This is a genomic window from Streptomyces sp. NPDC086549 (assembly GCF_044746205.1).
Lineage (GTDB): Bacteria > Actinomycetota > Actinomycetes > Streptomycetales > Streptomycetaceae > Streptomyces.
The window spans coordinates 1,436,316-1,456,233 of the sequence record NZ_JBIVBS010000001.1 but is presented as its reverse complement, the minus strand read 5'-3'; the positions used below and the strand labels follow the sequence as shown (position 1 = coordinate 1,456,233).

General features: G+C 70.4%; 12 protein-coding genes. 9 read left to right on the top strand and 3 right to left on the bottom strand.

Annotated elements, in window-relative coordinates:
• The 5 genes from mtrB to ACIPSA_RS06600 all read left to right on the top strand — a co-directional run bounded on the left by mtrB (position 1) and on the right by ACIPSA_RS06600 (position 6,912).
• The gene (gene mtrB, locus ACIPSA_RS06620; RefSeq protein WP_402629357.1) at positions 1–2,091 is read left to right on the top strand and encodes an MtrAB system histidine kinase MtrB; all 2,091 of its coding nucleotides are present in this window, start codon (positions 1–3) and stop codon (positions 2,089–2,091) included.
• The gene (locus tag ACIPSA_RS06615; protein ID WP_402629355.1) at positions 2,081–3,919 is read left to right on the top strand and encodes an LpqB family beta-propeller domain-containing protein; all 1,839 of its coding nucleotides are present in this window, start codon (positions 2,081–2,083) and stop codon (positions 3,917–3,919) included. The genes mtrB and ACIPSA_RS06615 overlap by 11 nt, the downstream gene beginning before the upstream one ends.
• A 154-nt stretch (positions 3,920–4,073) precedes the next feature.
• The gene (locus ACIPSA_RS06610; protein ID WP_402629352.1) at positions 4,074–4,952 is read left to right on the top strand and encodes a ComF family protein; all 879 of its coding nucleotides are present in this window, start codon (positions 4,074–4,076) and stop codon (positions 4,950–4,952) included.
• A 315-nt stretch (positions 4,953–5,267) separates the two neighbouring features.
• Positions 5,268–5,960: a ribosome hibernation-promoting factor, HPF/YfiA family gene (hpf, locus tag ACIPSA_RS06605; RefSeq protein ID WP_402629349.1), complete on the top strand. Its 693-nt coding sequence runs from the start codon at positions 5,268–5,270 to the stop codon at positions 5,958–5,960.
• Positions 5,961–6,165: 205 nt separating this feature from the next.
• Entirely contained in the window at positions 6,166–6,912 is a 747-nt protein-coding gene (locus ACIPSA_RS06600; protein ID WP_402629346.1) for a response regulator, read from the top strand.
• Between the two features lie 20 nt (positions 6,913–6,932).
• On the opposite strand, the gene ACIPSA_RS06595 is transcribed toward ACIPSA_RS06600, so the two are convergent.
• A complete protein-coding gene (locus tag ACIPSA_RS06595) occupies positions 6,933–8,135 on the bottom strand; it encodes a winged helix-turn-helix domain-containing protein (RefSeq protein ID WP_402629343.1) in 1,203 nt (400 codons plus the stop codon).
• Positions 8,136–8,191: 56 nt separating this feature from the next.
• Positions 8,192–8,770, bottom strand: a complete 579-nt coding sequence (locus ACIPSA_RS06590; protein WP_402629340.1) for a GNAT family N-acetyltransferase — start codon at positions 8,768–8,770, stop codon at positions 8,192–8,194.
• Between the two features lie 290 nt (positions 8,771–9,060).
• Between ACIPSA_RS06590 and secA the strand changes: the two genes are divergently transcribed.
• Positions 9,061–11,877 carry a preprotein translocase subunit SecA gene (gene secA, locus ACIPSA_RS06585; RefSeq protein WP_402629337.1) on the top strand — a complete coding sequence of 939 codons (2,817 nt, stop codon included), beginning with the start codon at positions 9,061–9,063 and terminating at the stop codon, positions 11,875–11,877.
• A gap of 99 nt (positions 11,878–11,976) precedes the next feature.
• Here secA and ACIPSA_RS06580 read toward each other — a convergent pair whose 3' ends face one another.
• Positions 11,977–12,534, bottom strand: coding sequence for an Rv3235 family protein (locus tag ACIPSA_RS06580; RefSeq protein ID WP_402629334.1), 558 nt, complete (start codon positions 12,532–12,534; stop codon positions 11,977–11,979).
• A 331-nt stretch (positions 12,535–12,865) separates the two neighbouring features.
• Here ACIPSA_RS06580 and ACIPSA_RS06575 point away from each other — a divergent pair, with 331 nt between their 5' ends.
• From ACIPSA_RS06575 to ACIPSA_RS06565, 3 genes are all read left to right on the top strand, one after another.
• Positions 12,866–13,378 carry a DUF6912 family protein gene (locus tag ACIPSA_RS06575; protein WP_402629331.1) on the top strand — a complete coding sequence of 171 codons (513 nt, stop codon included), beginning with the start codon at positions 12,866–12,868 and terminating at the stop codon, positions 13,376–13,378.
• Positions 13,379–13,459: 81 nt separating this feature from the next.
• Positions 13,460–14,125 carry an HAD family hydrolase gene (locus ACIPSA_RS06570; RefSeq protein ID WP_402629328.1) on the top strand — a complete coding sequence of 222 codons (666 nt, stop codon included), beginning with the start codon at positions 13,460–13,462 and terminating at the stop codon, positions 14,123–14,125.
• Positions 14,126–14,832: 707 nt separating this feature from the next.
• On the top strand, positions 14,833–19,776 hold the full coding sequence (locus tag ACIPSA_RS06565; protein WP_402629325.1) for an NAD-glutamate dehydrogenase: 4,944 nt from the start codon (positions 14,833–14,835) through the stop codon (positions 19,774–19,776).
• The last annotated feature ends 142 nt before the right edge of the window (positions 19,777–19,918 follow it).

Here is a 19,918-nt window from a genome sequence, read left to right as displayed (position 1 = left end):
ATGTCCGGAGACAGTGCCGCTTCGGCTCCCGGCCGGTCCGGGGCCCGGCCGGGGCGGCCTGTCGGCCGGAAGGCGGCGGGCTCGCGTTGGGGACGCTTCTTCGACGGCGGGCTGCTGCAGGGCGGGGTCCACGGCAGCCCGGTCCTCCGCCTGTTCATGCGCTGGGTGCGCCGGCCGCTGCTGCCGGTCATGCGGCTGTGGCGGCGCAACATCCAGCTCAAGGTCGTCGCCACGACACTGCTGATGTCGCTGGGCGTCGTGCTGCTGCTCGGCTTCGTCGTCATCGGCCAGGTGCGAAACGGTCTGCTGGACGCCAAGGCGAAGGCGTCGCAGAGCCAGGCCACCGGCGGTTTCGCGGTGGCCAAGCAGAAGGCCGACGAGGCGGCCAGCGGCTTCGCCGACGACGCGTCGTCGGTGGACGGACAGCAGTCGAAGCAGAATCTCACCCAGTGGATGAGCGACCTCGTGGAGTCGCTCTCCAGCGGCGGCCAGGGCGCCTTCGACGTGGTGACGCTTCCGGTGGGCGACGAGAGCGGCGGCGGGCGCAGCCCGCGTGGCTCCGGCCAGGTGGACCCGACGGCGAGCGTGCCGGAGGACCTGCGCACGCGGATCAACAGCGGCGCGGTGGCCGCTCAGAGCTACACCCGCATCATCTACCGGGACAGCGACAAGCAGTCGCAGCCCGCCCTGGTCATCGGCAAACAGGTCAACGACCCGAACAATGCCCCGTACGAGCTGTACTACCTCTTCCCGCTCACCCAGGAGGAGAAGTCCCTCAGCCTGGTCAAGGGCACGCTCGCGACCGCCGGGCTCTTCGTCGTCGTACTCCTCGGGGCCATCGCGTGGCTCGTGGTGCGACAGGTCGTCACGCCCGTGCGGATGGCGGCCGGGATCGCCGAGCGGCTGTCGGCCGGGCGTCTGCAGGAACGGATGAAGGTCACCGGCGAGGACGACATCGCGCGGCTCGGCGAGGCCTTCAACAAGATGGCGCAGAACCTGCAGCTGAAGATCCAGCAGATGGAGGACCTGTCGCGGATGCAGCGGCGGTTCGTGTCCGACGTCTCGCACGAGCTGCGCACTCCGCTGACGACCGTACGAATGGCGGCCGACGTCATCCACGAGGCCCGCGAGGACTTCGACCCGGTGACGGCGCGGTCCGCGGAGCTGCTCGCCGACCAGCTGGACCGGTTCGAGTCGCTGCTCGCGGACCTGCTCGAGATCAGCCGCTTCGACGCGGGCGCGGCGGCGCTGGAGGCCGAGCCGATAGACCTCAGGGAGGTCGTCCGGCGGGTCGTCAGCGGGGCCGCGCCGCTCGCCGAGCGCAAGGGCACGCAGATACGTGTCGTCGGCGATCAGCAGCCCGTCGTGGCCGAGGCGGATGCCCGCCGCGTGGAGCGGGTGCTGCGCAACCTCGTCGTCAACGCCGTGGAGCACGGCGAGGGCAAGGACGTCGTCGTCAAGCTCGCCGCTGCGGGCGGCGCGGTCGCGGTCGCGGTGCGCGACTACGGCGTCGGGCTCAAGCCCGGAGAGGCGACACGCGTCTTCAGCCGCTTCTGGCGGGCGGACCCGGCACGCGCGCGTACCACCGGTGGTACGGGGCTGGGGCTGTCCATCGCCCTGGAGGACGCGCGGCTGCACGGCGGCTGGCTGCAGGCCTGGGGCGAGCCGGGCGGCGGATCGCAGTTCCGGCTGACGCTGCCGCGGACCGCGGACGAGCCGCTGCGGGGCTCACCGATACCGCTGGAGCCGAAGGACTCGCGGCGCAACCGGGGTCTGAACGACGCAGGTCTGCCGAGCGGGGGCCAGGACAAGCGCGCCACGGTGCCGATGCAGCAGCCGGGCGGCCAGCCGCCGCTGCCGCCGCGCACCGCGATCGCACCGCGGCTGGCCGCCGTGGCGCCGACGGCCGACCCGACCGCGCTGCCGGGCAACGGCGCTCGTGTGGTGCCCCGGCCCGCCGGAGGCGCCCGGCGCCAGGACGACGCGTCCTCGACCGAGACGGCGCGCGACGAGACCGGCGGAAGCCGGCCGGACCCGGCCACCGGGGCGGGGGACTCGAACAAGCCAGGGGAGGCATTTCGTGGTCGCTGACCGCGAGGGGGGCGCCCGGCGTCGGCCGGTGCGCGCGGTGACGTACGCCACCTGCGGTGTCGTACTGCTGACGGGGTGCGCCTCGATGCCCGACACCGGGGACCTGCGGGACGTCGAGTCCACGCCGCGGCAGGACACGCAGGTGCGTGTTTTTGCCATGCCGCCCCGGGACGACGCCACGCCCGGGGAGATCGTGCAGGGCTTCCTGGAGGCGCTGACCAGCGACGATCCGAACTACGACACGGCGCGCAAGTACCTGACGGCCCCGGCCGCGCGGAAGTGGAAGCCCGAGCGGTCCACCACGGTGCTCGTCAACGCGCCGAGCACCGAGGAGGACAACCCGGCAAGCCACCGGGAGGACACCGGCAACCTCACCTACACGATGGCCGGAAGCAGCGTGGCCACCGTCGACGGCCGGCAGGCGTACGCACCCGCCCAAGGGCCGTACAGCAAGAAGGTGCACCTCACCCAGGACCCCAAGAGCAAGCAGTGGCGCATCGACGCGCTGCCGGCGGGCGTCGTGATGGGCAAGTCCGACTTCGAGCGCAACTACACGTCCGTCAACAAGTACTACTTCGCCTCGAACACCCCGGCCGGGGCGACCGGGCAGTCGGTGGCCGTCGCGGACCCGGTCTTCGTGCGCAAGAACGTGGACCCGATGACGCAGATGGTGCGCTCGCTGCTCGACGGGCCCACGAGCTGGCTCAGACCCGTGGTCAGGTCGAGCTTCCCGACCGGTACGGCGCTGAAGAAGGGTGTCAGTTCGTTGACGCCCGACGACCAGAACAAGCTGACGGTGCCGCTGAACGACAGGGCCTCCCGGGCCGGGGCGGCCAAGTGCGCCGAGATGGCGACCCAGCTGCTGTTCACGATGCAGAACCTGACGCCCACGGTGGACTCGGTCGAGCTGCAGGGCGCCGGGGGCAAGAAGCTGTGCGACCTCACCGAGAACGAGACCGAGGCCGTGGCCTGGCACGGTTCCGTGAAGCGCCCCGAGTACCTGTACTTCCTCGACGGCAAGCACCGGCTGGTACGGATAGCCGGTGCGAGCGCGAGCACCAGCCCGGTTCCGGTGCCCGGTGCGCTGGGAGAGGGCGACAAGGGGCTCCGGTCGGTGGCGGTCTCGCGCGACGAGCACACCGCGGCCGGGGTGGGCATCGATGGCAAGTCCCTGTACGTGACATCGCTCGCGTCGGGCGGTTCGCTCGGGGATCCCGTCGTCCAGAGCCACGGAACCACCGAGGGCGACCGGCTGACGACACCCAGCTGGGACTCCCACGGCGACCTGTGGGTGGCCGACCGCGACCCCGCCGCCCCCCGGCTGCTGTTGCTGGAGCAGGGTGCGGGCCGGCCGGTGGAGGTGCGGACACCGGAGCTGCCCGGGCGCATCAAGGACGTGCGGGTCGCCGCCGACGGGGTGCGGATAGCGGTCGTCGTGGAGAAGGACGGCAAGCAGTCCCTGCTCGTCGGGAGGATCGACCGGGACGAGAAGCCCGGGGAGCGGCCGGTGGTTTCGGTTCTCGAACTGCATTCCGTGACGCCGGGGTGGGAGGAGGTCACCGCCATGTCCTGGGCCGGGGACAGCCGACTCGTGGTCGTCGGACAAGAGCAGGGGGGTGTGCTGCAGATGCGGTACGTCCAGGTCGACGGCTCCACGCCGGACGGCCTGGTCCCCGCGGCCCTCCCGGGCGTCAAGGCGATCGCGTCGTCCGAGGACGACCGGGTCCCGCTCGTGGGGTACTCGGACGACGGGATCGTACGGCTGTCGCCGGGGCCGCAGTGGCAGACGGTGATCAAGGATGGGTCGGCGCCGGTCTATCCGGGGTGAGAGCGGCGTGCCGGGCCGGGCATGCCCTACGACCATGTGGCCCTGCTCCTGGTACTCGTGCGAGTGACGGGCGGATACGCCCCGCGCCCGGTTATCCACAGAGGGTTATCCACAGGGGTGGTCGTCCGGCTCGGGTGTTGGCACAGTGGTGGTCATGCGCGGGTGGTGGCAGGACCTCACCGACCTGGTGCTGCCGACCGAGTGCGGAGGCTGCGGGACGCCTCGAACGGTGCTCTGCCGGGAGTGCAGTGCAGCCCTGAGCGGAGCCGCACCGTGCCGGGTGCGACCGGTGCCGGAGCCGCCCGGGCTGCCGGCGGTGCATGCGGCGGCTTCGTACGCGGACGAGGTCCGGGCAACCCTCCTCGCCCACAAGGAAAGGGGTGCGCTGGCACTCGCGGGTCCCCTGGGCTCGGCTCTGGCGGGAGCTGTGCGGGCGGGGCTCCGGGATGCGCGAGGCGTTTCGGCGGGCACATGCGGCGTGCAGGTTGTGACGTCCTGGGGCGACGGGGTGCCGGCCGGGAGCGGTGACGTGCCCGTGCTGCTCGTCCCCGTGCCCTCCGCACGGTGGGCCCTGCGGGCCCGGGGGCACGATCCGGTGCGGCGGATCGCGCTCGCGGCCGCCGGTGCGCTGAGGCGGAGCGGGACGCCCGCCCGGGTGGCCGCCGTACTGCGGCAGCGGCGTGCCGTGGCCGACCAGTCGGGGCTCGACTCCCGGCAGCGGCTGAACAATCTCGCGGGCGCGCTGGAGGTGACTGTGCGCGGCGCCCGGTTGCTCCACGGCGGTGGTGTCGTGCTCGTCGACGACCTGATGACGACGGGGGCCTCCCTGGCGGAGGCGGCGCGGGCCGTTCGGGTGGCGATCGCGTACGACCGCGGGACAAGGGCCGTGTATCCGTGCGCAACTCGGGAAGGAAGGGAGGAACGGACGACCGGATCAAGGAAAGAGAGGGCGAACGGCACGTACCGCGTAGCGTTGATCTGCGCGGCTGTGGTCGCGGCCCCGCCGGATTCCTTCGAAATGAACCGGAACTGACTGCGAACTTGCGTCGTTGCAGGTAGTGAGAGGGTCAATTCACCTGAATGGAGGTACGCCGCGGTAGAGGGTGACGACATCCGTCCGGGCGAGATATGTTCGGTTGTGAGGGAAAGGCGCGGGCCATACCCCTCATATCCGAATGCCGTGCTGCGGGTTTTCCGCAATCACGTGCGGCGATGGGGTGCAGATCTTGCCCATGGGGGAGGAGGAGGTGGAAGTCACCGAGTCCGAGGTTCCGGGGCTCACCGGGACCTGGTGCAAAAGGGAGATGCTCCGCCGTTGGAGCGGAGTGATCCGGGAACGGAGTTCTGCGTGGACATCGTCGTCAAGGGCCGCAAGACCGAGGTGCCCGAGCGGTTCCGCAAGCACGTGGCCGAGAAGCTGAAGCTGGAGAAGATCCAGAAGCTCGACGGCAAGGTGATCAGCCTCGACGTCGAGGTGTCCAAGGAGCCCAACCCCCGACAGGCCGACCGGTGCGACCGAGTGGAGATCACACTCCGCTCCCGCGGTCCGGTGATCCGGGCGGAGGCAGCGGCCAGCGATCCGTACGCGGCACTCGATCTGGCGGCGGAGAAGCTGGATGCCCGGCTGCGCAAGCAGCACGACAAGCGTTTCTCGCGGCGCGGCGCACGCCGGATCTCGGCCGCGGAGGTCCCCGATCACGTCCCGGGCGCGGCGACGCTCAACGGGAACGGCCACCCCGTCCACGAGGAAGAGACGGACGGAGTGCCCACCAAGAAGATCGGCTCGCTGGAAGTGAAGGGCGAAGGCCCCCTCGTCGTCCGCGAGAAGACTCACGTCGCCTCCCCGATGACCCTCGACCAGGCCCTCTACGAGATGGAACTGGTCGGACACGACTTCTACTTGTTCGTCGACTCCGAGACCAAGGAGCCGAGCGTCGTCTACCGGCGGCACGCCTACGACTACGGCGTCATCCACCTCAGCACGGACCCGATGGTCGCCCAGGCGCAACCCCCCGCGGCAGGCGGCACGCTGGGTGGCTGACCCGCCCGGCTGAAGGCTGAGCCGGTGCCCCTGGAGCGTGTGTGCGCCCCCAGGGGCACCGGTGTGCGACCACTTCGCGCCCCGCTCTGTCACCGCAGTGTTGTCCGGGCATGAAATCATGGCCGTACCGGCCCAACCGGTGGGCCGCTGCCTTGGGTTGGCGATGGCACAGGACCACAGGCCACAGCCTTCAGGGGGAGGAACGATGGCGGACAGCTTCGGACCGATGCGGAACGGGGGTGCCGGCGACGGCGTCGTCGGCATGGGCCCGGACACGGGCACTCCACGCAAGGAGCCGATCAGAGTCCTTGTCGTGGACGACCACGCCCTCTTCCGCCGCGGACTGGAGATCGTGCTCGCCGCCGAGGAGGACATCCAGGTCGTCGGCGAGGCGGGCGACGGCGCCGAGGCCGTCGACAAGGCGGCCGACCTGCTGCCCGACATCGTGCTGATGGACGTACGGATGCCCAAGCGGGGCGGGATCGAGGCGTGCACCTCCATCAAGGAGGTCGCGCCGAGCGCCAAGATCATCATGCTGACGATCAGCGACGAGGAGGCCGACCTCTACGAGGCGATCAAGGCGGGCGCGACCGGCTATCTCCTCAAGGAGATCTCGACGGACGAGGTGGCCACCGCCATTCGTGCGGTGGCCGACGGGCAGTCGCAGATCAGTCCCTCCATGGCGTCGAAACTGCTCACCGAGTTCAAGTCGATGATCCAGCGGACGGACGAGCGTCGGCTCGTGCCCGCTCCGCGGCTGACGGACCGTGAGCTGGAGGTTCTCAAACTCGTCGCCACGGGGATGAATAATCGCGACATCGCGAAGGAGTTGTTCATCTCCGAGAACACCGTGAAGAACCATGTTCGCAACATCCTGGAGAAGTTGCAGTTGCACTCCAGGATGGAGGCCGTGGTGTACGCGATGCGGGAGAAGATCCTCGAAATCCGGTAGCCGACAGGCCCCGTCAGGGGTCAGGCCAGGAGCTGGGCGAGTTCCTTCGTGAGGGGTTCGCGCAGTTCCGGTGCGTCCACCCGTTCGACCCTCACGTCCGTACAGTCCACCCAGCTCGCCGCCTCGACCAGGGCCTGGGCCACGGCCGGGACCGCCTTCGCGCCGTCCAGGGTGGCCTGCCGGGCCACCAGGGTGCGGCCCTCCCGCGCCGGGTCGACGCGGCCGACGAGGCGGCCGCCGGACAGGACCGGCATCGCGAAGTAGCCGTACACCCGCTTCGGCTTCGGGACGTACGCCTCCAGGCGATGGGTGAAGCCGAAGATCCGCTCCGTACGGGCCCGCTCCCAGATCAGGGAGTCGAACGGGGACAGCAGCGTGGTGCGGTGGCGGCCGCGCGGCGGTGTCTGCAGTGCCGCGGGGTCGGCCCAGGCCGGTTTGCCCCAGCCCTCCACCGTGACCGGTACCAGGCCCGAGTCCGCGATCACCGCGTCGACCTGCTCGCCCTTGAGGCGGTGGTAGTCGGCGATGTCCGCGCGCGTGCCGACGCCGAGGGACTGGCCCGCCAGGAGGACCAGGCGGCGCAGGCACTCGGTGTCGTCCAGCTCGTCGTGCAGCAGGGCGTCGGGGATCGCGCGCTCGGCGAGGTCGTACACCCGCTTCCACCCGCGGCGCTCCACGCACACCACCTCCCCGTACATCAGCGCACGCTCGACCGCGACCTTCGAGCCGGACCAGTCCCACCACTCGCTGGTGCGCTTCGCGCCGCCCAACTCGGTGGCCGTGAGCGGGCCTTCGGCGCGGAGCTGCTTGATGACCTGGTCGTAGGCGCCGTCGGGGAGTTCATGGCCCCAGTGCGGGCGGTTGCGGTAGGCGCGGCGGCGGAAGGCGAAGTGGGGCCACTCCTCGACGGGGAGGATGCACGCCGCGTGCGACCAGTACTCGAAGGCGTGCGGCCGTGCCGGAGGCGCGCCGTCGACCCCGGGCTTCCAGTAGGCGGCCTCCACCGTCCCGCGGCCCACGGCGCCCAGGCGGGCGTAAGGGATGAGCTCGTGGGAGCGGGCGAGGACGGAGATGGTGTCGAGCTGGACCGCGCCGAGGTGGCGGAGGATGCCCCGGACGCCGGCCCGGCGGTCGGGACTGCCGAGGAATCCCTGGGCCCGCAGGGCGATGCGGCGGGCATCGTCCGCGGAGAGTTCGGTGGCGGGGCGCGGAAGGGTCGTCATGCGTTCGGACGATAGACGGTGGGACTGACAGCGGGCGGTGAGCCGGGGTTTTCCGGCTACGCCCGCGGCGCGGGCGCCGGCAGATAGGGCGCTGCCGAGGGCAGCCCCAGGTCGGACGGCAGCAGGGAACCCACCCAGCAGTCCCGCCGTACCCCCTTGTTGCTGACGGCGGAGCGCAGCGTGCCCTCCATCGTGAAGCCCGCGCGTTCCGCGACCGCGCGGGAGGCGTTGTTGCCCACCTCGGCGCGCCACTCCAGGCGGTCCACACAGGCCGCGGTGAAGGCCCAGCGGGCGGCGGCGAGGGAGGCCTCCACGATGTAGCCGTTGCCGCGGTGGGGCTTCGCGGCCCAGAAGCCGATCTCGCCCACGCCGAGCGAACGCATCGTGATGCTGAGCATCCCCACCAGGTCCCCCTGGGGCAGGAAGACGCCGAAGGTGAACATCGAGCCGTCGGCCCACCCCTGGGGGACCATCTGCTCCGTGAAACCCCGTCCGTGCTCCGGCAGGTAGGGGGACGGGATGGTGGTCCAGCGCTGGATGTCCGGGTCCTGCGCGGCGGCGTGCACCGCGTCGGTGTCTCCCGCACCGACCGTGCGCAGGAGCAGCCGGTGGGTGGTGAGCGTGACGGGTCGCATCGCCCGATTCTGCTCGGCCCTCGCCCGGGGCGCCAGTCATAATCGGAGGGCACCTCCGTGCTGTGCGTGAGCACGCGATCACATTTCGCGCAATTCCCCGGAACGATGCGGCACTATCCGCTCATCCCGCCCGTTGTCCCCTTTGAAAGAGAGCGGTGAACGAGCAGCGGAAGGCCGTCGGCCCGCCGGGCCTCCCGGCTTGGCCGTGTCCTCGCATACGATGGCCGTTGCTCAGTACGTCAAATGGAAACCGACCGTCCTAGGCCCGACCGGCAAGGAGACCAGCCCCCGTGTCCGTCCTCTCGAAGATCATGCGTGCAGGCGAAGGCAAGATCCTGCGCAAGCTGCACCGCATCGCGGACCAGGTCAACTCCATCGAAGAGGACTTCGTCGACCTCTCCGACGCCGAGCTGCGGGCCCTCACCGATGAGTACAAGCAGCGCTACGCCGACGGTGAGAGCCTTGACGACCTGCTCCCCGAGGCGTTCGCCACCGTCCGCGAGGCCGCCAAGCGCGTCCTCGGCCAGCGGCACTACGACGTGCAGATGATGGGCGGCGCCGCCCTGCACCTCGGCTATGTCGCCGAGATGAAGACCGGCGAGGGCAAGACGCTCGTCGGCACCCTGCCCGCATATCTGAACGCCCTCTCCGGAGACGGCGTCCACCTCATCACGGTCAACGACTACCTGGCCGAGCGCGACTCCGAGATGATGGGCCGCGTCCACCGGTTCCTGGGCCTGACCGTCGGCTGCATCCTGGCCAACATGACGCCGGCCCAGCGCCGCGAGCAGTACGAGTGCGACATCACGTACGGCACGAACAACGAGTTCGGCTTCGACTACCTGCGCGACAACATGGCGTGGTCCAAGGACGAGCTCGTCCAGCGCGGCCACAACTTCGCCATCGTCGACGAGGTCGACTCCATCCTGGTCGACGAGGCCCGTACGCCGCTGATCATCTCCGGCCCGGCCGACCAGGCCACCAAGTGGTACGGCGACTTCGCCAAGCTGGTCACCCGCCTGAAGAAGGGCGAGGCGGGCAACCCGCTCAAGGGCATGGAGGAGACCGGCGACTACGACGTCGACGAGAAGAAGCGCACGGTCGCCATCCACGAGAACGGCGTCTCCAAGGTCGAGGACTGGCTGGGCATCGACAACCTCTACGAGTCGGTGAACACCCCGCTGGTCGGCTACCTGAACAACGCCATCAAGGCCAAGGAGCTCTTCAAGAAGGACAAGGACTACGTCGTCATCGACGGCGAGGTCATGATCGTCGACGAGCACACCGGCCGTATCCTCGCCGGCCGCCGCTACAACGAGGGCATGCACCAGGCGATCGAGGCGAAGGAAGGGGTGGACATCAAGGACGAGAACCAGACGCTCGCCACGATCACCCTGCAGAACTTCTTCCGCCTCTACGGCAAGCTCTCCGGCATGACCGGTACGGCGATGACCGAGGCCGCCGAGTTCCACCAGATCTACAAGCTCGGCGTGGTCCCGATCCCGACGAACAAGCCCATGGTCCGCAAGGACCAGTCGGACCTGATCTACCGCACCGAGGTCGCCAAGTTCGAGGCGGTCGTCGACGACATCGCGGAGAAGCACGAGAAGGGCCAGCCGATCCTGGTCGGCACCACCTCGGTCGAGAAGTCCGAGTACCTCTCGCAGCAGCTCAGCAAGCGCGGCATCCAGCACGAGGTGCTCAACGCCAAGCACCACGAGCGCGAGGCCTCGATCGTCGCCCAGGCCGGCCGCAAGGGCGCCGTCACGGTCGCCACCAACATGGCCGGCCGTGGTACGGACATCAAGCTCGGCGGCAACCCCGAGGACCTCGCCGAGGCGGAGCTGCGCCAGCGCGGCCTCGACCCCGAGGAGCACATCGAGGAGTGGGCCCACGCCCTGCCCGCCGCCCTGGAGCGTGCGGAGCTCGCGGTCAAGGCCGAGAAGGACGAGGTCGAGGAGAGCGGCGGCCTCTACGTGCTGGGCACCGAGCGGCACGAGTCGCGCCGTATCGACAACCAGCTGCGCGGCCGTTCCGGCCGTCAGGGCGACCCGGGCGAGTCGCGCTTCTACCTCTCCCTCGGCGACGACCTGATGCGGCTGTTCAAGGCCCAGATGGTCGAGCGCGTGATGTCCATGGCGAACGTGCCGGACGACGTGCCGATCGAGAACAAGATGGTCACGCGCGCGATCGCGTCCGCCCAGTCCCAGGTCGAGCAGCAGAACTTCGAGACCCGTAAGAACGTCCTGAAGTACGACGAGGTCCTCAACCGCCAGCGCGAGGTCATCTACGGCGAGCGCCGCCGCGTCCTGGAGGGCGAGGATCTGCAGGAGCAGATCGTGCACTTCACGGACGACACGATCGACGCCTATGTCGCCGCGGAGACCGCCGATGGCTTCCCGGAGGACTGGGACCTCGACCGTCTCTGGGGCGCCTTCAAGCAGCTCTACCCGGTGAAGATCACCATCGACGAGCTGGAGGAGGCGGCCGGCGACCGCGCCGGCCTGACCGCCGAGTTCATCTCCGAGTCCATCAAGGACGACGTCCACGAGCAGTACGAGGCGCGTGAGGTACAGCTCGGCTCCGAGATCATGCGTGAGCTGGAGCGCCGGGTCGTGCTGTCGGTCCTCGACCGCAAGTGGCGCGAGCACCTCTACGAGATGGACTACCTCCAGGAGGGCATCGGTCTGCGCGCGATGGCGCAGAAGGACCCGCTGGTCGAGTACCAGCGCGAGGGCTTCGACATGTTCACCGCGATGATGGACGGCATCAAGGAGGAGTCCGTCGGCTACCTGTTCAACCTGGAGGTCCAGGTCGAGCAGCAGGTCGAGGAGGTCCCGGTCGAGGACGTCCAGCCGGTGGCTGAGGGTGTCCAGGACGCGGTGCCGGCCCAGGCGGGCTCCCGCCCGGAGATCCGCGCCAAGGGGCTCGACGCTCCGCAGCGGCGTGGCCTGCACTTCTCCGCGGCGACCGTGGACGGTGAGGGCGGCATCGTCGAGGGCGACTTCACCTATGACGACGACGAGCCCGTGCGCTCCGAGTCCGACGGCCTCACGCGCGCCGAGCGCCGCAAGCAGGCCAAGAGCGGTCGGCGCCGCAAGAAGTAGCAGGGCTCGCGGCCTCATGGCCGCGGCGTCCTGGAAGGGCCGGGTCACCCGTGGGGTGCCCGGCCCTTCGGCGTTCCTTCGGGCCGTCCTGGTCGGGCCCTAGTCGTCGTCCGTCCGTGGGGTGCGTGGGCCGCCCAGTTCCACTGCGGTGCAGCGCCAGCGGAGGTCCGGGCCCTGTTCCAGGCGGAAGGCCATGGCGCGGAGCCGGTCGCCGGCGCCGATGCGGGCGAAGGCCTCGATGGCGCCCGCGCGGGGGACGTAGTAGCCGATGTCGCGGACGACGGGGCGGGCGCCGCGAGTGCGCAGGGGGCCGCGTTCGGCGAGGCGGGCCAGTTCGTCGTAGGCGCGGCCGGCGGTGTGCCGGAGCATCCAGTGGACGGGGCGCTGGCCGCTGAGGACGGCCAGCAGACGGTCGGCGAAGAGGTCGGTGGGGCGGGGAGTTCCGGCCGCGCCCGGCGCCGTAGGGATGGTGGCGGGCGCCGCTGGGGCTGTCCCCGCGGCCGTAGGGGCGCCGGCCGTCCCCGTGGCCCGCGTCCTGCCGGCTGTCCCCGTCACCGGCGTTCTAGGGGCCGCGCCGCCGGGACGGCGGGGGTCGCGGCGGCTCGGTGGGCGGGTACCCGGGCCGGGCCTGGCTGCCCTGGTCATGACCTTGTTCATGGAAGACCCCGTTCGGCGGGCCCGGTGGGTACCGGGCGGTAACTTGCTGGTGGGGTTCTTGTACGGGGCCGCCGGTGACGGCGGCAAGGAAGCCGGAGCCCGCGTCGGCGGGCAGGAGACTTCACCTATCCGAGTGATCGTGAGGCCGTGAAACCTGGCGGGGACGGGCCCGCACCGGGTGAGTCGCAGGGCGTCGGGTGGACGCGTCCGGGAGTCCGGGCAGGGACTCGAAAGGGGACGCCCGCACGTATCCTGAAGGCCCTCCGGGAGGCGCGGGAGCGCCCTCCCCGGGTTCTCAGCCGAGCCTCCGACCACGAAAGAGCGGCCAGCCATGCGCGTCTACGTCCCCCTGTCCCTCCCCGGTCTCGCCGAGGCGTACAAGACGGGCGAGCTGGGGGCGGGTCCGTTCGTGGCGTACGCCGTCACGCCCGCGTTGCGCGAGTGGTACCTGTCCGACGACATCGAGGAGCTGGAGTACGCGGCCCTGAGCCGGGCCGCGCTGGCCTCGTTGCGGCTGCTGGCGGCGGAGCCGGACGCGGTGCGGCGGCGCGTGGTGGTCGCCGTCGACGTGGCCGACGGCGCGGCGACTGCCGACCCGGACCGCGCGCTCGACCCGGCGGCGCTGGGCGAGGTGCGGGTGGCCGGGGCGGTGCGACTGGCCAAGGCGGCCTCGGTGCACGTGGACGCGGACGACGCGCAGGAGGACGTGGCCGCCGCCGCGCAGGCGCTGGAGGCGGCCGACGGCGGGGACGACGACGCGCAGTTCGTCGTGGACGAGGCCGAGGACCACGAGCTGCTCTGGTACGCGACTCAGGAGATCCCCAACCTGGTGGGACTCGTCTGACGTCCCTCGCCGCACCTGCCCCACACGGCTCTGACCTGCTGATATCCATGATTGTCAGTGGCAGGGGGTACGTTTTTGGACATGGGGAAGCACGGAAGCGCGCACATCGTCTGGGACTGGAACGGGACGCTGTTCCACGACAATGACGCGATCATCGGGGCGACGAACGCGGCATCGGCCGAGCTCGGGCTGGAACCGATCACGCTGGAGCAGTACCGGGCGCTGTACTGCGTCCCGGTGCCGAAGTTCTACGAGCGGCTGATGGGACGGCTGCCGACCCGCACCGAGTGGGAGATCATGGACGACATCTTCCACCGGTACTACGCGGAGCACCGGCTCCGCTGCGGCCTCACCGAGGGGGCGACCGAACTGCTGGCGCGGTGGCGGTCGGCGGGGCACAGCCAGTCGCTGCTGAGCATGTATGTGCACGAGGAACTCGTGCCGCTGGTGCGAGGGTTCGGGATCGAGGCGCACTTCATACGGGTCGAGGGGCGGATCGGGCCGTCCGGGGGCAGCAAGGCCGAGCACATGGTGCGCCACCTGCAGGCGCTGACCGGCGTGGAGCCCGAGCGCACGGTGGTGATCGGGGACGCCGCCGACGACGCGGTGGCGGCGCGGCACGTGGGCGCGCGGGCCGTGCTCTACACCGGGGGTTCGCACGGCCGGGCCAGCCTCGAGGAAGCCGGGGTGCCGGTGGTGGACACGCTGGAGGAGGCCGTCGCGGAGGCGGAGCGACTGGCCGCCTGAGGACTTGTGGCGGAGCTCGGTACGCCGGGGCGACGTACCGGACGGCCCACCTCGGACGGCTGTGGAGTAGAAGGGGGTGCCCCGCTGGACCCCCACCCCATCCCCACTGGACCGCCCCCGACACTCCGACTGGACCCGCGCCGGACGGCGTCGCCACCCGGCGCCGGACCGCTCCAGCCGCCTGCGCCGGGCCGTCCCGCGTCACCGGGCGGCGCCCCAGGTCACACCGTCAGTGACCCCGGCGCCGCCGGTGGATACGCCCGCCGTGCCGTCTCCGTCCCTGTGCAGAACGTCAAAGTTCCACCCCCGGTTTTGTACACATACGGCTCATGACGGGCCCCGGGTAATGAGCGATAGCCTTGGTGGCGTGATCAGCGCGATAGTTCGCGGGGGCAGTTCTGCCCCTGCCCTGCGCCCGGTGAGCACGGACCACATCCGTGACCGGGCGGCGGTCGCTGGTCTTCGCGGGCGGGACGGGGGCACAAGGGCCCCCGAGGCGCCGCGCACATCCCGGGTATCTCCGTCGCGGAGAGCAGCGTCACACCCGTCGGGCGCGTCGAGAATGGCTGAATGCCCCCCGCTCATCTCACCTTGCGGCATAGCGTCGGAACGGACCGGACACCCCGGGCCGTCGCGTCGAGCCGCGGGGGAAGAGACCGCACTTCCTTCTACGTCACGCAACGGCGCGCGACAGGAGTCAGAGGACAATGCAGACCAAGCTGGACGAAGCCAAGGCCGAGCTGCTCGACAGGGCCGCCCGGGTAGCTGAGAACAGCCCGGTCGGGGGGCACCTACCGACTGGGACGACGGACGAGGGCACCCCGGACCAGGAATCCGTGCTCACGTTCCTCCAGCGCTACTACCTGCACACCGCCCCGGAGGACCTCACCGACCGTGACCCGGTCGACGTCTTCGGAGCCTCGGTCTCGCACTACCGCCTCGCCGACAGCCGCCCCCAGGGCACGGCCAACGTACGGGTCCACACTCCGACCGTCGAAGAGAACGGCTGGACCTGCAGCCACACCGTGGTCGAGGTCGTCACCGACGACATGCCCTTCCTCGTCGACTCCGTGACGAACGAGCTGACCCGGCAGGGGCGCGGCATTCACGTCGTCATCCACCCGCAGTTCGTCGTCCGCCGTGACGTCGCGGGCAAGCTCATCGAGGTGCTGCCCACCCCGCTCAACGGCGCCGACCTCCCGCACGACGCGCACGTCGAGTCCTGGATCCACGTCGAGATCGACCGCGAGACCGACCGCGCCGACCTGAAGCAGATCACCGCCGACCTGCTGCGCGTCCTGTCCGACGTCCGTGAGGCCGTCGAGGACTGGGAGAAGATGCGGGACGCGGCCCTGCGCATGGGCGAGGAGCTCGACGGCGAGCCCGTTCCCGGCGACCTCTCCGCGGCCGAGGTCGAGGAGGCCCGCGAGCTGCTGCGCTGGCTGTCCGCCGACCACTTCACCTTCCTCGGCTACCGCGAGTACCAGCTGCGCGAGGACGACTCGCTGGCGGCGGTGCCGGGCACCGGGCTCGGCATACTGCGCTCCGACCCGCACCACGCGACCGACGAGAGCCACCCCGTCAGCCCCTCCTTCGAGCGGCTCCCGGCCGACGCCCGCGCCAAGGCCCGCGAGCACAAGCTCCTCGTCCTGACCAAGGCCAACAGCCGGTCCACCGTGCACCGGCCGTCGTACCTCGACTACGTCGGCGTGAAGAAGTTCGACAAGGACGGGAACGTCATCGGGGAGCGCCGCTTCCTTGGCCTGTTCTCCTCCGCCGCCTACACCGAGTCGGTCCGCCGTGTGCCCGTCATCCGGCGCAAGGTCGACGAGGTGCTCAGGGGCGCCGGGTTCTCGCCCAACAGCCACGACGGGCGCGACCTGCTGCAGATCCTGGAGACCTACCCGCGCGACGAGCTCTTCCAGACGCCCGCCGACGAGCTGCGCTCCATCGCCACCTCCGTCCTGTACCTGCAGGAGCGGCGCCGGCTGCGCCTCTACCTGCGCCAGGACGAGTACGGGCGCTACTACTCCGCGCTGGTCTACCTCCCCCGCGACCGCTACACCACCGGCGTCCGGCTGCGGATCATCGACATCCTGAAGGAGGAGCTCGGCGGTACCAGCGTCGACTTCACCGCCTGGAACACCGAGTCGATCCTCTCCCGGCTGCACTTCGTCATCCGCGTCCCGCAGGGCACCGAGCTGCCCCAGCTCTCCGACACCGACAAGGAGCGCATCGAGGCCCGGCTCGTCGAGGCCGCCCGCTCCTGGGCCGACGGGTTCGCCGAGGCCCTCAACGCCGAGTGCGGCGAGGAGCGCGCCGCCGAGATGCTGCGCCGGTACGGCAGCTCCTTCCCCGAGGGTTTCAAGGCCGACCACACCCCGCGTGCCGCGGTCGCCGACCTGATCCACCTGGAGCGGCTCAGCGCGGAGAAGGGCAACGACTTCGCGCTCAGCCTGTACGAGCCGGTGGGCGCCGCCCCCGACGAGCGCCGCTTCAAGATCTACCGCAAGGGTGCGGCCATCTCCCTCTCCGCCGTGCTGCCGGTGCTCAACCGGCTCGGCGTCGAGGTGATCGACGAGCGGCCGTACGAGCTGCGCTGCTCGGACCGGACGAGCGCCTGGATCTACGACTTCGGCCTGCGCATCCCCAAGTCGATGGGCGGCGGCAACGGCGACTACCTCGGCGACGGCGGACGCGAGCGCTTCCAGGAGGCCTTCGAGGCCACCTGGACGGGCAAGGCGGAGAACGACGGGTTCAACGCCCTCGTCCTCGGCGCCGGGCTGACCTGGCGGCAGGCGATGGTGCTGCGCGCGTACGCCAAGTACCTGCGGCAGGCCGGCTCGACCTTCAGCCAGGACTACATGGAGGACACCCTCCGAACCAATGTCCACACGACCCGGCTCCTCGTCTCCCTCTTCGAGGCGCGGATGTCGCCGGACCGCCAGCGCGCCGGGCTCGAGATCGTCGACGCGCTCCTGGAGGAGCTCGACGCCGCCCTCGACCAGGTGGCGAGCCTCGACGAGGACCGCATCCTGCGCTCCTTCCTCACCGTCATCAAGGCGACGCTGCGCACGAACTTCTTCCAGGAGTCGCAGGCCGGCAAGCCGCACGACTACGTGTCGATGAAGTTCGACCCGCAGGCGATCCCCGACCTGCCGGCTCCGCGTCCGGCGTACGAGATCTGGGTGTACTCGCCGCGCGTCGAGGGCGTGCACCTGCGCTTCGGCAAGGTCGCGCGCGGTGGTCTGCGCTGGTCGGACCGCCGTGAGGACTTCCGCACGGAGATCCTCGGGCTGGTCAAGGCGCAGATGGTGAAGAACACCGTCATCGTGCCGGTCGGCGCCAAGGGCGGCTTCGTCGCCAAGCAGCTGCCGGACCCGAGCGTGGACCGGGACGCGTGGCTGGCCGAGGGCATCGCCAGCTACAAGACCTTCATCTCGGCGCTGCTCGACATCACCGACAACATGGTGGCCGGCGAGGTCGTGCCCCCGGCGGACGTCGTCCGGCACGACGAGGACGACACCTACCTCGTGGTCGCGGCCGACAAGGGCACGGCGACGTTCTCGGACATCGCCAACCAGGTCGCGGAGTCGTACAACTTCTGGCTCGGCGACGCCTTCGCCTCCGGCGGCTCCGCGGGCTACGACCACAAGGGCATGGGCATCACCGCCCGCGGCGCCTGGGAGTCCGTCAAGCGGCACTTCCGTGAGCTGGGCGTGGACACGCAGACCGAGGACTTCACGGTCGTCGGCATCGGTGACATGTCCGGTGACGTGTTCGGCAACGGCATGCTGCTGAGCGAGCGCATCCGCCTGGTCGCCGCCTTCGACCACCGGCACATCTTCATCGACCCGGACCCGGACGCGGCCACCTCCTACGCCGAACGCCGCCGTCTGTTCGAACTGCCCCGCTCCAGCTGGGCCGACTACAACACCGACCTGCTCTCGGCGGGCGGCGGGATCTTCCCGCGCAGCGCCAAGGCGATCCCGGTCAACGCACACATCCGCGAGGCCCTCGGCATCGAGGGGGGCGTCGCCAAGGTGACCCCGGCCGACCTGATGAAGGCGATCCTCAAGGCCCCGGTGGACCTGGTGTGGAACGGCGGCATCGGCACCTACGTCAAGGCCTCCACCGAGTCCAACGCCGACGTCGGCGACAAGGCCAACGACGCCATCCGCGTCGACGGCAAGGACCTGCGGGGCAAGGTCGTCGGCGAGGGCGGCAACCTGGGCCTGACCCAGCTGGGCCGCATCGAGTTCGCGATGCACGGCGGCAAGATCAACACCGACGCGATCGACAACAGCGCCGGCGTGGACACCTCCGACCACGAGGTGAACATCAAGATCCTGCTCAACGGCCTGGTCACGGACGGCGACATGACCGTGAAGCAGCGCAACAAGCTGCTCGCGGAGATGACCGACGAGGTCGGCTCCCTGGTGCTGCGCAACAACTACGCGCAGAACGTGGCGATCGCCAACGCCCTCGCCCAGTCCAAGGACATGCTCCACGCGCAACAGCGGTTCATCCGCCACCTGGTGCGCGAGGGCCATCTCGACCGCGCCCTCGAGTTCCTGCCGGCCGACCGCCAGATCCGCGAGCGGCTCGGCCAGGGGCAGGGCCTGACCGGTCCCGAGACGGCCGTTCTGCTGGCGTACACGAAGATCACGGTCGCCGACGAACTGCTGCAGACCTCGCTGCCGGACGACCCGTACCTGCGCGGTCTGCTGCACGCGTACTTCCCGACGGCGCTGCGCGAGCGGTTCGCCGACACCGTCGACAGCCACCCGCTGCGCCGCGAGATCACGACCACCGTCCTGGTCAACGACACGGTCAACACGGGTGGTACGACCTACCTGCACCGGCTGCGCGAGGAGACCGGCGCGTCGCTGGAGGAGATCGTCCGCGCCCAGACCGTGGCCCGCGTGATCTTCCGCTCGGCGTCCGTGTGGGACGCGGTCGAGGAGCTGGACAACAAGGTCGAGGCCGTGGTCCAGACCCGGATCCGGCTGCACTCGCGCCGTCTGGTCGAGCGCGGAACGCGCTGGCTGCTCAACAACCGGCCGCAGCCGCTGGCGCTGGCCGAGACGGTCGACTTCTTCGCGGACCGGGTCGAGCAGGTCTGGCAGCAGTTGCCGAAGCTGCTGCGCGGTGCGGATCTGGAGTGGTACCAGCACGTGTACGACGAGCTGTCCGGCGCTGGTGTGCCGGACGAGCTGGCGACGCGGGTGGCCGGATTCTCCTCCGCCTTCCCGGCGCTGGACATCGTCTCGGTGGCCGACCGTACGGGCAAGGAGCCGCTGGACGTCGCCGAGGTCTACTACGACCTCGCCGACCGCCTCAGCATCACCCAGCTCATGGACCGCATCATCGAGCTGCCCCGCGCCGACCGCTGGCAGTCCATGGCCCGCGCCTCCATCCGCGAGGACCTGTACGCGGCGCACGCGGGCCTCACCGCGGACGTCCTCTCCGTCGGCAACGGCACCTCGACTCCCGAGCAGCGCTTCAAGGCCTGGGAGGAGAAGAACGCGGCGATCCTGAGCCGGGCGCGGTCCACCCTGGAGGAGATCCGCAGCTCGGAGTCCTTCGACCTGGCCAACCTGTCGGTGGCGATGCGGACCATGCGCACGCTGCTGTGGACGCATTCGTAGGCGTACGCGACACATCGACGGGGGCGCCCCCGGGCGGGGGCGGCCCCGGGCGCCCCCCGTTCCGTACCCCCTCACAACCACCTGTTGCCCCCCCGTACGGGAAAACCGGCGACGGGGGTACCCGTTGAAGGTAATACCGCCG